This window comes from Algoriphagus aquimarinus, assembly GCF_900112005.1.
GTDB classification, from domain to species: domain Bacteria; phylum Bacteroidota; class Bacteroidia; order Cytophagales; family Cyclobacteriaceae; genus Algoriphagus; species Algoriphagus aquimarinus.
This window is the reverse complement of record NZ_FOKK01000004.1, coordinates 56,851-71,317: the sequence shown is the minus strand read 5'-3', so window position 1 is coordinate 71,317 and position 14,467 is coordinate 56,851. Positions and strand designations below refer to the sequence as shown.

Below are 14,467 nucleotides of genomic sequence, written 5' to 3'. Positions count from 1 at the left end.
GGCTATCCTAGTCATGGAACAGAATCAGTTATTAAATATCTAAATATTATGAAAAAAGTAATTTTATTAACTATTCCACTACTTTGCGTCTGGGTCTTATCTTATTCGCAATCTAAAGTAATAATTGAAGGGTCGTATTCTATAAAAGAAAAAGAAAATATTGAAAGTAAAACATTATTAAATATTAATGGAAGAAATCAAATTGAATTATGGGATGTAACTAGCTCACGTTTTGGCCAAGAAGTATATTATAAAGTAAAGTTCAAGGAAGTTACTGGGTATATTAAAAAGAAATCTGTAGACGAAGGCATCGTTGAACACGTGCGACAGAATAACACTGTAGAAGAGCAACCAAAAAAAAGTAATCAAGACAACTTAAATATTCAGCCTCCAGAAAATTTTAATTCAATTTTAAGTTATTCATCAAAATACTATTTTAATGGCACTAATTATATTCCTGATTATGCCACTTATTCTCCTTCATCTAATCCATATGCAGTACTCCAAGGTAGATATGATGCCGGTTTTAGAACAATTCAAAGCGAATATCAAAAACTTATAGGGTTGGAATTATTAAATTTGAAAAATAATTCTTGGCTAAAATCAGAGAAAAATAGAATAAAAAATATTGTAGCCACATGGAAAAATATAGATTGGTCTAAACCTGAAAATGTCAATTCATCACTTTCAATATTAAATAAGTATTTGGAAAATCAACAGATCAAAAATGAAATTATTTTATTACAAAAGATTTCTATTAACTATAGTAGAATAAGAGGTAATGATCAAGAGGGATTTTATAAAACTGAAAGGTGGAAAGAGCTTGTAGGACTTATGAATGAAGTCAAAAATTGTTCGTCTTGTAATTTTATTCAGCTTGGATATAAATACAATATATATTAAGAACTCCATCTGAGGTTTGTCACCACATAAAAGGTCTCATTTATAAAAAGGCTGGAGATTGGAGTAATAAGAAGATTAGGAGGAATTTGGAGAGAAGTTAAGGGAATGTTTAAATAAGTATTTAGATCAAATTAGAAATAAGAAAATATGGCCATTTTTAGACAGTTTACAGCAAATAGCATTTCCATGAAGCCTTATCCCTTTTGGAAAGAGCTAGCTATGGAAGCATATTTATTGGAGAATGAGGATATTTTGAAGTTGGATGAACAGAATTTTTCGGAAGTAGAAGTTTTGGATGCAGAAATCGCATTAAAAAGTGGACGGAAAACAGGAGACGGTCGGATAGATATCCTTACCAAATACGGCGGAGAGTATTTGGGAATAGTCGAAATTAAGCTAAATGAAATCAATGAGTTCAGCCTCAAACAACTTGAAGATTATTTGGCTGTTCGCTCTCAAATTCTGAGTTTGGGGGATTATTGGAAAGAAGAATCTGCACCAAAATGGGTTGGACTCCTTGTAGGTTCTTCGATCAGTGCTGGTCTCCAACAGCGGTTAACCCAAGGTTATCAATCCAATGGAATACCTATCGCAGGAATGACAATCAAGCGATTTCGAAGTGATAAGGGGGAAGTTTTTGTGATTTCCGATACCTATTTCAACTTCTCCTATTCAATGAAAGATTACTCTAAATTCATTTTTAAAGGAAAAGAATATAATAAAGGCAGACTAGTAAATGAGGTGGTAAGAGCACATGTAGAAAGGAATCCTGAAATTACTTATTCAGAATTAAAACGGGATTTTCCTGATACTATTCAGGGAAGTTTTGGTGTGGTGGACCTGACAGCTAACGCTGAAGATATTTTTCAGAGATGGGGCCATAAGCGGCATTATATTAAAGAAGATGAAGTAATTCAGCTTCAGGATCAGACTATCTCTACTTGTACACAATGGAATCCCGAGAACATCAAGTCCTTTATTAAGCAAGCAGAAAAACTTGGATGGAGAATCGAATTGAAATAAGATAATTCCTTCCACGGACTTAGTCCTCAAAGACCGGAACCTTCAACTATTACGATTCGGTGCGGGTCTCAATCCACAGGCCTTGTAAAACGAGAACTGTAAAATCAGAAATGTTGGTGTTTCCGACAACACAAAACTTCTTCAAATTAAACCTTATAGGTTAAATTTTGTGATTATATTTGTTTTTTAACACTTTATCGTATTACTTTTGCAAAACACTACAAAAGATCAAGTCGAAGAATTCTTAAGCCAATTCAAAGACAAGATGAAGATTTGGGGGATAGTTTTTCTGGATGATCGGGGCAAAAATTTTGCAACGCTATCCGCACTTGACATCCGACCCATAGACCGCGAGCGAGTCCTAGATGATTTGAAGGTTGCCGACTATTCCGAAGGACCAAAGCCTGAAGAAATGTATGGCACGAAAGAAATGTGGGTTTTTGGCAGAATAGTAAAAGCAGAAGAAATCTACATTAAGATCACCACCGGAATTCCGGGTTCTAATACACTTTGCATCTCCTTTCATATCGCAGAGAAAAAAATGAGCTACCCTTTTAAAATTACATCCATATGAAAAGCCCGTTGACAGGAAAAGAAATGCCGCTACGGCATGAGCTAAGGGCGGTGACTTTTCGAAAGGATGAAGTGAAAATTCGATTTCAGTTCTTTCTATGTGAGGATTCCGGTGAGAAGTTTACTACTACCGAACTAGATGAGTTGAATCTCCTGATGGTCGAACATGCCTACCGGACCAAAAATCATATCCCGCAGCGAGCAGAAATAACGGATATCAGAGAAAAGTACGAGCTTTCTGCCCTGAGAATGGGGGAAATTCTCGGTTTTGGTCAGAATACATACGGATTATACGAAAAAGGAGACCTCCCCTCTTTAGCCAATGCCAATCTGATTAAATTGGCTAGGGATCCTTTGAAATTCAAAAGTCTGGTAGATGACTGGGATCCAAAGTCAGACAAAGTCAAATCAGACTTGCTGAAAAGAATAGATCGATTGGTACAGGCGGAAAAACTAAAGATGGTAAACCTTGATGACTACCTGATCGGTGATGGAGAGGCCAACGAATTCACAGGCTTTACAAAACCAAATATGGAAAAGTTGGTGGAAATGATAGTCTATTTTGCACACAAGGTTCCCAGCTATAAGACGAAAATGAATAAACTGCTTTTCTATGCAGATTTTTTAATGTTTCGCGTATTTGGAAACTCAATCAGTGGAGCAAAGTATGTCGCAATTGATTATGGGCCAGTTCCAAATATGTATGAGACAATTTTTGAAAACCTGGCTGTAAATGAATTGATTGATGTTTTTTATGAATCAAAAGAAAATGGCAGTAAAATGGAAAAATTGATGGGAAGGGCAGATCGGCCTATTCAATTGGATGTGTTTTCAGCTGAAGAGCTTCAAAGCTTAGAAAAAGTTGTCTTAAGCTTCCAGAACTCAGCTGTGTCAGAAATAGTCGAAATCAGTCATCAGGAAATCGGCTGGCTAGAAAATAAAAATAGCAAGAGGTTCATTTCTTACGAATATGCTTTGGAGCTAAAGGCAATTTAATCCTCCCCGGTCTGTGTCCCACAGATCGGAATATTTCAAACAAAATCCTATGAGCGCAATTTACGAATCAATTCAAGTAAGTGATGAAGTGAAGCGTTATGTAGATCATTCGTTTGACATTGTCAATAGAATCTATGATTTACTACAACATCAAGGTAAAAGCCAACGTGACTTAGCCCATCTTATGGGCAAGAAAGAGTCTGAAATCAGTAAATGATGCAGGGAACTCATAATTTTACCTTGAAAAGCTTAGCTAAAATTGAATCGGTATTAGGTGAAAAGTTGATTTAGGCGCTTAATTTGGATGCAATTTTGATGTTGAAAAGCAAGCCTTCAAAGCACTTTTAAATTCTGAATCAGAGAAATACGTAATAACAAAGGGTTTTCTTACTCACTTGAAAGTTTTAACTATTTGTACAGCCCGAGGCGTATTGCATGCAAAACTAGAGAAAACCGGGTTTGAAAAATATATGCTTCCTACCTTAAATGTAGCTGATCCAATAAAGGAGGATATGGCTTTTGAGTTACCTAAAAATTAAGTAACCGAATTTTATATTTTGATTTTTTTTTTGGAAAGTATATTTCTCTCTCCTACCCACCTTATCGTAGGTTAAGGAACTTATATTTAGAATGAAGTTTTGGATTTCTTCTTTGCCTGAAAGTTCTAGGGTTGAGCTAGTTCACAATCAAATCTTCCTAAATAATTACATATGAATTCTATACATCCCTATATTCCATTCATTCCAGCAGGAGCTACTCGTCTAATAATTGGAACTATCCCTCCAGCGCGATTCTGTAATCAAAGTTCAAAAAAACTATATGACACTGATGTGGATTTCTACTATGGAAGTAAAGACAATGCTTTTTGGGGTCTAATTGGAGAGGTATTTTGTGAGCACTTAGAAAGGTCAAATACCACCAAGGCTATAGAGAAGCGCAAGTCACTATTGGCAGCTCATGGAATTGGAATTACTGATATCATTTCAGAATGCAGCAGAGAAAATCAATCAGCTTCAGATGATAAATTAGATGTTATTTCCAGAAAGGATCTTAGTATACTACTGATTGAGCATCCATCCATTACTACTTTGATTTACACGAGTGAATTTGTAAAAATAGAAGTCAATAAACACTTCAAGTCATTTCATCATATCGACAAGGAAAACAAGAAAAAACAATCTCTCAAGATCGATGGTAAAATGTATCAGGTAAGGATTCTATATTCCCCTTCACCTAGTGGTTTAAGAAATCTAGGTGTAGATGGACTTAACAAAAGATTAAATCAGTACAAGGATTTTCTATTTGCTGATTGATGGTTCAGAAGAATACAAATGCACTATGCAAATTTTGCATAATGCTTATAATTCAATTGTTCATCATTTTGTGGCAGAATCTATATAAACTCAGATATTTCAAGTGGTGCTGGCTAGGAACAAATCAAAACCAAGAAAGAACTCATTCGAGCTATATCTAAAAGCATATAATAAAGACTTTTCACCTAATTTTATACTCAAAAGCATATAATCATAAATTTTTTCATATATTTATATGCAAATACATACAACATGAATCACATAGCTGAATTTGTAAAAGCCAGAAGGAAGCAACTAGGTTTAACTCAAGAAGAATTTGCTGACAAAGCCGGCGTAGCACTTACGGTCATCAGAAAGATCGAGCAAGGTAAAGAAAATCTAAGCTTACTGAAGGTAAACCAGGTATTGAGTATGTTTGGCCATGTTTTAACACCAATCCATGAAATAGATGCGACAAGGGATAGTGAAGTATAATAATGAATTAGCAGGAACCTTGACCGAGGAGGACAATGGTGAATACATATTTCTTTACGATGAATTGTATATTCAAAAATACCCAAAGCAATTTGTCACCTTCAATATGCCTGTGACAACTCGACCTTACCGTAGTAAGCGCTTATTTCCTTTTTTTGATGGCTTAATCCCTGAAGGTTGGCTATTAAATATCGCATCTGAAAGCTGGAAGATCAATAAAAATGATCGAATGGGATTACTCTTGGCATGTTGTCAGAATGCCATTGGGGCAGTAAGTATCCATCCTTTTATCCATAAAGAACATGAATAGATGCTTGCACTGCTATGAACCACTAAATGCAAATCTTACAGGAGATTATCACCTTAAGTGCATCAAAGAATTCTTTGTAACTACGCATGCTCCTCTCCTGCCCTATCGATTGTCTGAAATGGAAGTTTTGGCAAAACAGGCAGCAGAAGTTTCCATTACAGTTCCTGGAGTTCAGCCTAAATTATCATTGGGTTGGATAAAGACTGAATTGGAAGATGGGCATCAGGGGCGCTTGACAATACTTGATGCTTTGGAGGGAATGTATATTCTGAAACCTCAAAATGCCCAATACCCCCAAATGCCAGAAAACGAGCATCTTTCGATGAAATTGGCAGAATTATTCAAGATTGAAGTAGTGCCTTGTACTATGATTCGATTGGCTTCCGGGGAATTGTCCTATCTCACTAAGCGTATAGACCGCAAGGAGGATAAATCCAAAGTACACATGATTGACTTCATGCAGATTTTGGAACTGGAAGATAAATACAAAGGCACGATGGAAACTTTGGGGAAAACGATTGGTGAAATGTCAGCCAATACGCTACTGGATAAAATGCGTTTTTTTGAACTGAGTGTTTTCAATTACATCATTGGCAATAATGACATGCATTTAAAAAACTTTTCGATGTGGCTAACAGATCACGGCTGGACTTTATCTCCAGCTTATGACCTGCTTAATGTAAAAATCGTTCTTCCAAAGGATAATGAAGATACAGCTTTGCTACTCGGTGGAAAGAAAATGAATTTCAACAAAGGGTATTTTGATAGGCTTGGAATGGTTTTGAAACTCAATGAAAAGCAAATCAAAGGTGTCTATAAAAGGCTTCAAAAATGGTTACCCAAAGCTCTAACGTTAATTGAAAAGTCCTTTTTAAATGAGGATCTCAAGAAAGAATACAAAGAGGGGGTAATTTTGAACGCGAAGAGATTCACCACGGAAAGTGCAGATTAAAATAGGTGGAATTAGCATATTTGGATAGCTGTGTCGGGAATTCCGACTCACCACTCTAACTTCAAAATCATAATAATCTTATCACTAATCTTGAAGGAAAAATTCTGGAAAGAATTGAAAAGGCAAGTGTTGCAGTAAATGCAACTGTTCATTAAACAGAAAGATAAAAGTCAAAACCAATCTGTTCCATTTTGGAACAGGTTTCTGAGCTATGTAATGCCTTAATATGAGTTCATATCCTTAAACTGGGTTCAACCATTATCCAACTACCGAGTGATTCTCGGTAGTTCAACCGTTCGAGATTTCTATAGCTCAATAATGCCAAATAAATGAGTTATAGAACAACTTTTTATTCCTCATATATAATCCATGCAGACTGGAGTGAATCAAGTGTTTCGGATTCAACTATCCTGAATTTCAGGATAGTTGAATTTCAGGAAAAAGGAAAATTAAAAGAAATATTGATCACTTCAATTTAGATATAATCATTTCGGCTGGCTATAGAGTCAACTCCAAACAAGGAATCAAATTCCGTCAATGGGCAACTAAGCGACTTAATGATTTTTTAGTGCAGGGCTACGCAATCAATGAAAATAGACTTGCTCAGAAACAACAGGAAGTGCAAACTCTTAAGGATGGCATTCGGATTTTAAGTAGAGCAATTCAGCAAAAAGAAGAAAACCTAAACTTGGATTGCCTAAACCATTTTGCAAAAGGTTTAGAGTTGCTTGATGATAATGATCATGAAAACCTGGACAAAAAGGGATTAAGTAAGAGAAAAGCAACTTATCCTGAATTAGCTCAATATTAAACGGTAATAGGATCAATAAGATCAAATTTTGAATCCGGGGTATTTGGAAAAGAAAAAGATGGAAGCTTTGAAAGTGCAGTAGCACAAATCAGTAAAGACTTCGGTGAAGAGGACTTCTATCCTACCCTGGAAGTAAAAGCAGCTACGCTCCTATACCTGATGGTGAAGAATCATGGTTTTGTAGATGGTAACAAACGAATTGCTGCAGCTTGCTTTCTTCTCTTTTTGCAGTCGAATGATTTACTTCACAATAGCCAGGGAATTTCAATCATTAGCAATGATGCACTTGCCAGCTTAACGCTTTTCATAGCATCCAGCAAGCCAGACGAAATGGACACGGTGAAAAAATTGGTGATTAGTGTACTGAACAGGAACCGCACTTGATTGCGAAAGAAATAAAGAAAAGGATCTTAAAACCCAAAATTATGGCACATAAGAAAAAAGGGCATCTAACAGTTTCTGGTGAATGGGCCAAACATCTACGAAAGCGTAAGAGCAACCTATTTTGGAAAGGTGAAAGAAATGCAGGTAAAGAATTGGTTCGAACTGAGCTTATCAAAGGTGAGGAAAGCGGACTATCCAACAAATCCGTGGCTGAGATTTTAGCAGAAGCCAAAAGACGCGCTCCAACAAACTTGTAGACAGTTATAACCTGAATCTGGTTCATAAAAATTTTTTCAACAATAAAATCTACCTGTTTTTCATAAAAAGTATATCTTTTTACCCATTTTTCATATAAATAACCTGTTTTTCTAGTATTTTTGGATAACCTGTTTTTCATGAAGAATGAATCATAATACCTCCTTTTCAATTAATACACCCACATTTCATGGCCGAAATCTACCTGAAAGTGGATATATCGTCGGCTATCCAGCTATTATTGAACACTATGGATTGGAGACTCCGATTCCTGAAGTGATCGCACTGATAAACATAAAACATAAAACTTATCAAACTGAAGCCTGGATGGTTTTCACTCCCCGATACCAACCAGAGGAAAGCTGCTACCACCATCTCGTATTTGCTTTAAAATATGAAGGAATCAATTTGTTAATACTCAAAAAACTATTTGAAAAACTAAGTGAAAGAGAAATTCTCGAGCTACTTTCCATAGAGGTAACCGGGCAATATTCCCGCAGAATTTGGTTTCTATATGAATGGTTAATGGAAAAAAAGCTCCCTATACCTGACTTAATCATTAAAAACTATGTGACCCTTCTTGATGATAAGCTACAATTCAGTTTGTCAAAAGGAGAAAAGTCACCCAGACATCGTATTGTCAATAACCTGCCTGGTACAGTCAACTTTTGTCCTTTGGTGCGTAAAAGCAAAAAAATTAAAGAGTACGCATCTCAGGATTTTGTCAGATTAAACGATCAGTATTTAAAAGGTATCCGGAAGAGTATCTTACAAAGAGCTGCTGCCTTTCTTTTGTTAAAGGATTCCAAGGCATCTTTCACGATTGAAGGTGAAAGCCCTAAAAGTAAAAGGGCAGCACGATGGAGTCAGGCGATTGGTCAGGCGGGAGTAAAAGACCTTAGTCATGAAGAGCTTTGCCGATTACAGCAACTAGTTATTGAGAATACACGGTTTATTGAGATGGGCTACCGTAAAAAAGGTGGATTTGTGGGAGAACGAGATAAGGATACATTCTCTCCACTACCCGATCACATTTCTGCAAAGCCTCAAGACATTGAATCTTTGATGACTGGACTCATGGAATCAAACCGCCTTTTACTATTGGATGATACCGACCCTATTATGGCAGCTGCAGTTATCGCCTTTGGATTTGTATTTATTCACCCATTTGTCGATGGAAATGGTCGTATCCACCGATACTTGATCCATCATGTATTGGCAAAGAAACAATTTTCTAAGCAAGGTCTGATTTTTCCAATTTCTGCAGCTATTCTTGATAGCATATCAGATTATCGATCAGTGTTGGAATCCTACTCTATTCCACTATTGGATTTGATCGAGTGGAAAGAAACCAAAGATCATAATCTAGAAGTACTTAATGAAACCATAGACTATTACCGTTACTTTGACGCAACAAGACAGGTGGAGTTTCTATATAAATGTGTAAAAGATACCATCGAAAACATCTTGCCTGAGGAGGTTGACTATCTGACAAAATTTGAGGAGTTTAAAAATTTTGCCGACGAGACTTTCGAAATGCCCGACGATATGGTTGCGCTCTTATTAAGGTTTTTGGAGCAGAACAACGGAAAACTTTCAAGTCGGGCAAAAACTAAGGAGTTTAAAGACCTCTCCTCTAATGAGGTCTTAGAGATTGAGAAAGAATATAGTTTGATATTTGGGAATTGAAACTTCAAGTAAATCAATAATTAAGATAAGCCAGATGTGGGTGTCAACTTTGAAAATTATCCACCATTGAAAAGTTAAATTTTTTATTGAAATAAGCCTACAAAATTCGATAATTACAGATTTTTGTACCGAATTTGTACCGAAATAACGTTAACATACTGACTAACAAATAACTACACTTTCTGTATCGGCAAATAATCCTCCAAACAGAACAAATCAATAGAAATTCAATTAAAGCCCTATAATCATCATGTTTATAGGGCTTTATGTTTTTTCTTATTTGTAGTTATTAGAATATGTTAGGCGTGAACATGAAAAAGTTAGATACAAACTGAAACAGGTGGAGTCTGTATGAAACTTTAGCCCAAAAATCAACGCCTTCCCCTAAATGAGCAAGGGAAAAGCCAGTCATTCCAATGCAAGGAAACATTCCCTATTGACACAAAAAGCTTTGTCTGAGATTAAATACGCGCCTACTATACTTCCATTACGTTTAACATTCCAACTGCATAAGCCAGCAAAATACTTACAATCAATCCTATATTGACTTTATATAAGTCCCTAAATATTTGTTTTCTGGAATTACCGATTTCGTTTTTGTTGAGACGGTAACTGATCGCAATTTCACGACCGGCCAAAATCCCGATAAATACCCAAGTGGTGCTCATGGGTACGCTGCTCAACTCTGTAAACAGAAACAATACGATGGCATAGGTAAGATCTATAAAGGTTGCCGAACGAATATGCTGAGTGTTGGATTTAGAATGAACAATTTCCTGAATCTTACCGCCTCTGGATCTAAAGAGATGAGCCATTAGAACCAAAATAATGATTAAGGAAGTGACCAATTCTATCAAAGTCAATTGCCTAGGTAAATACACATAGAGATTGGCAAAATCCTGTACCAACCATTGCGACCATAGCAAACCAGTAGACAGCCATTGTGCTACCAGCCAGCCTTTTTTTGCTTTGTCTTTCTCTGATCTGGAAATGCTTTCTTTTGACTCAAATCGTTTTGCTATCAAAAGATAAATCGCAAAGGCAAAAACAAATGCTAATGCGTATCCCAAAACGGACTTAAGGATCATCTTTTCAATAACGGCCTGGGATGAAAACACACTTAAGATCATAAAAGTGGTACTAACCGGAAGACCAAACCTGGTAAGAATGATCAAAACTATAGGCGGGATTATATACCAATAAGGCATGTTCTCCGGAAGTGGAATCATGTTCAGCCTACCATAGGAAACGTCTCCCTGATGAGTAATCCAACCGTAAACCAGTACTATGGTTAAAATGGAGCCTGCATAGAACCACAAAACCCACCATTTCTTTTTATGATTAGACGTAAGAAATGTTCCTAATGTCTGAATGACATCATTACCTATAACAGAATAAGTTGCCAAAATGAAGGCGATCAAAGGGATGACCTGTTGTAAATGCATTGTATGCTAAGAGAAGTAGATTTTGCCCATTTTTTCGACGGGATTGATTAAAACTTTGAAAGTAAAATAGTCGCTAAACACAAAGAGTTTAACTCTACAAACACTTGTTTGTACCTGATTAATAAAATACCATGTGTCATTTTTAATAGGTATATCCGCATGAATTTAAGTACTAGAATTCTACATGGTTTTAATGGTAAAAAATCCCCCTTACCCGCCGCAGCGGAGTGAATTGCCAAATTTGAACTTCATGCATTACTATAAAATACATGCATTAAAGCGTATACACATATACTTCAATTTGACTTGGGCTTCTTCAACACTTGGTAAAAGCAATAAGCTGTAAACAAGACCACCAACAGCTGAACTGTAATACTGAGAATTAAGGCTGAACTATTCATGGGAAAGTGATTTACGTTTGACACCTGAATACCACACCAACCCAGCGATGAATAAAAACAGGGCAACCAGTTGGATTCTTGCCAGAGATGAGAAGAAAATTTTATTAGTGTACACCAAAGCATTCTCCGGATCATTTATCAGGAGAAGTTTTAATTCTTCATGAGAAACCTTTGAAATCAGAGACCCCGAGTCAAGCTCCCAACCCCCTCCGTTTACTAAGCCTGAAATAGCTCCAGCCCAATCATTTCCCTGAGGTGTGATCAATGCAGCCGTGAGAACCAGCAACAATAGTATTGGAGTAATGTATTTCATGATCCATTTGTATGCAACTGGAATGCGTATATCTGCTCCTCGATTCAGTTCCGACCAACCTTTATCCATCCCAAAAACCCAGGTAAATAAAATCATTTCCAACAGGGCAAAAACCACTAGACTCACTGTTCCTGCCCAGTAATCGTATTCATCAAAATATCCATATTGATAAAAAAGAATGGTAGGCAATCCCATCACCAATGCGAGTACACCAAAGCTGAGGGCTCCTTTAGCTTTGCCCCAGCCAAACTCATCCTGCATGAATCCCATCCAGGGAGTTCCCATAGCGAGTGATGAAGTGATCCCGGCAAAGAAAAGTAGACCAAACCAACAAATACCTGCTATAGCACCGAACACTTCCCCCCACTGCACAAACAGGTAAGGCATTGTTTGAAAAGCCATACCGAAACCGGCATTTTCGATCACCCAGTCTAGGCCAAGAAAGCCTGCAGCTATGGGGATAACTATGGCGCTTCCCAGTACAATTTCCACCAACTCATTGGTAAAACCTGAAGTGAGGGAATTCAGTGCTAGATCTTCGTTTTCCTTTAAATAGGAAGCATAGCATTGAATAGAGCCCATTCCCACAGATAAGGTAAAAAATATCTGTCCTGCTGCTGCAAGCCAAACTTTTGGATCTAACAGGGAACTATATTGTGGGGTCCATAGGAAATTGATTCCATCCCAGGCATTTGCATTCGGAAAAGAAGGAGATGCATTTTCGGCGCCCATAGTCCATCCTTTGAAAGCTAGTACTGCTCCGAATATAATGAGAAGTGGCATTCCTATTTTGGCTACTTTCTCAATACCGCCAAGTCCAGTAGACAGGATATATATATTGATACCCAAAACCAAAACATAGACAAGAACAGGAAGGAAGGGAATGCCAAAATTTGAGCCACTCAAGTTGACATAGTGTACAAAGAACCCGCTGACGTCTGCTTGAGACATTTGGGTAAATGTCCCAAGTACTGTGTGTATTACATATATAAAAGTCCAGGATTCTATGTAAGTATAATAGGCTACTACAGCTACGTTGGTAAAAATCCCAAAGACGCCTATGTATTTCCACCAAGAGCTTTTACTCATGGAATCCAGAATATAGGGAGTGCTATGGTTACCATGCTTACCACCAAACCTTCCTATAGACCATTCTGTAAAGAGCAAGGGAATGCCCATCAGTACAAAACAGACCAGGTACGGAATGATGAATGCTCCTCCTCCATTTTGGACGGCCTGAACTGGAAACCTTAAAAAATTACCAAGTCCAACTGCATTACCTGCCATGGCAAGAATCAGTCCTGTCCTAGAGCCCCAGGAATCGCTTTGCTTTCCCATATAATTTACCAAGAAAATAAGGGTGCCCATGCGGACACCCTTGATTAGATTTAATTCAATTGTTTATTCAAAATACCAACCCACTTTTCGGCTATAACAGTCTCTCCCATCAGATCTGAATACAGCTCACCATCATAGATTTCCAAACTGATCACTTGCGCACCTGAAGCAACCGGAATAAGCTCCAAGGCAACGTATTCCGGCAGTTTTTGAGTCTGGGGTTTACCATTTACCTCCTGATATTTCTTAATAAGTTTGACTGCTTTAAACTCTGATAAATTCAAATTATAGCTCAGACTTTCAGTATCTTGACGCAAATAGGTTAGCACATTATGCTTAACATCCAAGCCCAAGGCATAGCGGAATCTCCAGCTTTCTATCTCGGTAGGGTTAGCTCCCTGAAACTTGGCAAGATCAACTAGTTTTGCCATCAGGGCTTTGGTTATCTTCTTATTTTTTTGTCCATTATAAATGAACGGTACGCTAAATGCGCACATCAGTAAGCATGACATGAGTAATGTCACAGGTTCAATTTCAAACATTGTGATGATAGTAAGGGTATGTAAAAAGAGTACTGAGCCAGTTAAAGGCTCATGGCTTTTTTATACCCCTACCAGGTATAGAAAAAATGGATAAAAGTCTCCTTTACATCAAATAAAGGAAGCGACTTTTTAAAAAATGAAGAATGAAGAAAAGCCTCTCCAACCTCAACTTCAAATGGAATCCAGGTCGAATTAAACTTAGACCAAACAGACCAATCAATGCAAAACGGTGGAGTCTTTGGACTGTAGTTGGAACCGAAGAAATAAACTGCAGGAGATACAGATTCCTGTACTGTCACTAATCTCCGCTCTCCAGTTCTGCTATGTTCAGAATCAGGCTGAAATGACATAAAAGCGAATAGACTCACGAGCCAAATTAGGCCAAGAAAGTACGTAATAAGCTTTTTATACATCTTTTTATCCAGGAAATGTCTGCAAGTTACATGAATAAAAAATCGATTTGCAAGTGATTTTCGAATGCTATTTAAAAATTCTTACGTCTAGAATATTCCTGTTAGAAAATTCAAAATAAACCCTTCATTAACAATAGCTTACAGCTAATCAAACTGATGACACTTTCCCAAATTTCTCTATTTTTCTGCTATAAAGACACCTAAAGATAACACTGCCCCAAAATGGTTACTGAATTAGAAAGATTTACAGAATAATAACCTAGCTGAAATACCTTGTCAATCATAATTCATAATAGCTAGGAAACTGAGGACAATAAGATCCAAATTAAAAA

The 14,467-nt window shown here is 37.0% G+C and carries 17 protein-coding genes; 13 read left to right on the top strand and 4 right to left on the bottom strand.

The annotated features are described in order from the left end of the window. Positions 1-48: 48 nt before the first annotated feature. From BM291_RS06255 to BM291_RS06205, 13 genes are all read left to right on the top strand, one after another. Positions 49-903, top strand: coding sequence for a hypothetical protein (locus BM291_RS06255; protein WP_092895438.1), 855 nt, complete (start codon positions 49-51; stop codon positions 901-903). Positions 904-1,050: 147 nt separating this feature from the next. Beyond that, entirely contained in the window at positions 1,051-1,926 is an 876-nt protein-coding gene (locus tag BM291_RS06250; protein WP_175499654.1) for a hypothetical protein, read from the top strand. A 208-nt stretch (positions 1,927-2,134) separates the two neighbouring features. Further along, positions 2,135-2,500, top strand: a complete 366-nt coding sequence (locus tag BM291_RS06245; RefSeq protein WP_217647297.1) for a hypothetical protein — start codon at positions 2,135-2,137, stop codon at positions 2,498-2,500. Continuing rightward, positions 2,497-3,495: a type II toxin-antitoxin system antitoxin SocA domain-containing protein gene (locus BM291_RS06240; RefSeq protein WP_092895434.1), complete on the top strand. Its 999-nt coding sequence runs from the start codon at positions 2,497-2,499 to the stop codon at positions 3,493-3,495. The genes BM291_RS06245 and BM291_RS06240 overlap by 4 nt, the downstream gene beginning before the upstream one ends. 49 nt (positions 3,496-3,544) lie before the next feature. After that, positions 3,545-3,712 carry a helix-turn-helix domain-containing protein gene (locus tag BM291_RS21875; protein WP_139229053.1) on the top strand — a complete coding sequence of 56 codons (168 nt, stop codon included), beginning with the start codon at positions 3,545-3,547 and terminating at the stop codon, positions 3,710-3,712. A gap of 493 nt (positions 3,713-4,205) precedes the next feature. Further along, positions 4,206-4,808 (top strand): uracil-DNA glycosylase family protein, encoded by a 603-nt coding sequence (locus BM291_RS06235; RefSeq protein WP_092895432.1) that lies wholly within the window; start codon positions 4,206-4,208, stop codon positions 4,806-4,808. 252 nt (positions 4,809-5,060) lie between these two features. Further along, positions 5,061-5,282, top strand: coding sequence for a helix-turn-helix transcriptional regulator (locus tag BM291_RS06230; RefSeq protein WP_092895430.1), 222 nt, complete (start codon positions 5,061-5,063; stop codon positions 5,280-5,282). After that, on the top strand, positions 5,257-5,592 hold the full coding sequence (locus BM291_RS06225) for a HipA N-terminal domain-containing protein (RefSeq protein ID WP_092895428.1): 336 nt from the start codon (positions 5,257-5,259) through the stop codon (positions 5,590-5,592). The genes BM291_RS06230 and BM291_RS06225 overlap by 26 nt, the downstream gene beginning before the upstream one ends. Next, positions 5,585-6,544: a HipA domain-containing protein gene (locus BM291_RS06220; protein ID WP_175499653.1), complete on the top strand. Its 960-nt coding sequence runs from the start codon at positions 5,585-5,587 to the stop codon at positions 6,542-6,544. Before BM291_RS06225 ends, BM291_RS06220 begins: the two co-directional genes overlap by 8 nt. A 430-nt stretch (positions 6,545-6,974) precedes the next feature. Beyond that, a complete protein-coding gene (gene rhuM, locus BM291_RS22220) occupies positions 6,975-7,355 on the top strand; it encodes a RhuM family protein (protein ID WP_317045647.1) in 381 nt (126 codons plus the stop codon). A gap of 6 nt (positions 7,356-7,361) precedes the next feature. Next, positions 7,362-7,739, top strand: coding sequence for a type II toxin-antitoxin system death-on-curing family toxin (locus tag BM291_RS22495; RefSeq protein WP_394333445.1), 378 nt, complete (start codon positions 7,362-7,364; stop codon positions 7,737-7,739). A 41-nt stretch (positions 7,740-7,780) separates the two neighbouring features. Further along, a complete protein-coding gene (locus tag BM291_RS06210) occupies positions 7,781-7,996 on the top strand; it encodes a hypothetical protein (RefSeq protein WP_139229052.1) in 216 nt (71 codons plus the stop codon). A 145-nt stretch (positions 7,997-8,141) separates the two neighbouring features. Further along, positions 8,142-9,683, top strand: coding sequence for a Fic family protein (locus tag BM291_RS06205; protein ID WP_092895424.1), 1,542 nt, complete (start codon positions 8,142-8,144; stop codon positions 9,681-9,683). Positions 9,684-10,159: 476 nt separating this feature from the next. On the opposite strand, the gene BM291_RS06200 is transcribed toward BM291_RS06205, so the two are convergent. The 4 genes from BM291_RS06200 to BM291_RS06185 form a co-directional block, all read right to left on the bottom strand. Further along, on the bottom strand, positions 10,160-11,128 hold the full coding sequence (locus BM291_RS06200) for a hypothetical protein (protein WP_092895422.1): 969 nt from the start codon (positions 11,126-11,128) through the stop codon (positions 10,160-10,162). A gap of 393 nt (positions 11,129-11,521) precedes the next feature. Continuing rightward, positions 11,522-13,180 carry an SLC5/6 family protein gene (locus BM291_RS06195; RefSeq protein ID WP_092895940.1) on the bottom strand — a complete coding sequence of 553 codons (1,659 nt, stop codon included), beginning with the start codon at positions 13,178-13,180 and terminating at the stop codon, positions 11,522-11,524. Positions 13,181-13,230: 50 nt separating this feature from the next. Then, positions 13,231-13,611, bottom strand: a complete 381-nt coding sequence (locus tag BM291_RS06190; RefSeq protein ID WP_139229051.1) for a hypothetical protein — start codon at positions 13,609-13,611, stop codon at positions 13,231-13,233. A gap of 179 nt (positions 13,612-13,790) precedes the next feature. After that, the gene (locus BM291_RS06185) at positions 13,791-14,135 is read right to left on the bottom strand and encodes a hypothetical protein (protein WP_139229050.1); all 345 of its coding nucleotides are present in this window, start codon (positions 14,133-14,135) and stop codon (positions 13,791-13,793) included. Positions 14,136-14,467: the final 332 nt, after the last annotated feature.

Excerpts from the sequence above, each read along its gene's own strand:
- BM291_RS06255 (WP_092895438.1), top strand. The coding sequence starts at position 49 with ATGAAAAAAGTAATTTTATTAACTATTCCACTACTTTGCGTCTGGGTC.
- BM291_RS06250 (WP_175499654.1), top strand. The coding sequence starts at position 1,051 with ATGGCCATTTTTAGACAGTTTACAGCAAATAGCATTTCCATGAAGCCT.
- BM291_RS06240 (WP_092895434.1), top strand. The coding sequence starts at position 2,497 with ATGAAAAGCCCGTTGACAGGAAAAGAAATGCCGCTACGGCATGAGCTA.
- BM291_RS21875 (WP_139229053.1), top strand. The coding sequence starts at position 3,545 with ATGAGCGCAATTTACGAATCAATTCAAGTAAGTGATGAAGTGAAGCGT.
- BM291_RS06235 (WP_092895432.1), top strand. The coding sequence starts at position 4,206 with ATGAATTCTATACATCCCTATATTCCATTCATTCCAGCAGGAGCTACT.
- BM291_RS06230 (WP_092895430.1), top strand. The coding sequence starts at position 5,061 with ATGAATCACATAGCTGAATTTGTAAAAGCCAGAAGGAAGCAACTAGGT.
- BM291_RS06225 (WP_092895428.1), top strand. The coding sequence starts at position 5,257 with ATGCGACAAGGGATAGTGAAGTATAATAATGAATTAGCAGGAACCTTG.
- BM291_RS06220 (WP_175499653.1), top strand. The coding sequence starts at position 5,585 with ATGAATAGATGCTTGCACTGCTATGAACCACTAAATGCAAATCTTACA.
- BM291_RS06210 (WP_139229052.1), top strand. The coding sequence starts at position 7,781 with ATGGCACATAAGAAAAAAGGGCATCTAACAGTTTCTGGTGAATGGGCC.
- BM291_RS06205 (WP_092895424.1), top strand. The coding sequence starts at position 8,142 with ATGAATCATAATACCTCCTTTTCAATTAATACACCCACATTTCATGGC.
- BM291_RS06200 (WP_092895422.1), bottom strand. The coding sequence starts at position 11,128 with ATGCATTTACAACAGGTCATCCCTTTGATCGCCTTCATTTTGGCAACT.
- BM291_RS06195 (WP_092895940.1), bottom strand. The coding sequence starts at position 13,180 with ATGGGAAAGCAAAGCGATTCCTGGGGCTCTAGGACAGGACTGATTCTT.
- BM291_RS06190 (WP_139229051.1), bottom strand. The coding sequence starts at position 13,611 with ATGGCAAAACTAGTTGATCTTGCCAAGTTTCAGGGAGCTAACCCTACC.
- BM291_RS06185 (WP_139229050.1), bottom strand. The coding sequence starts at position 14,135 with ATGTATAAAAAGCTTATTACGTACTTTCTTGGCCTAATTTGGCTCGTG.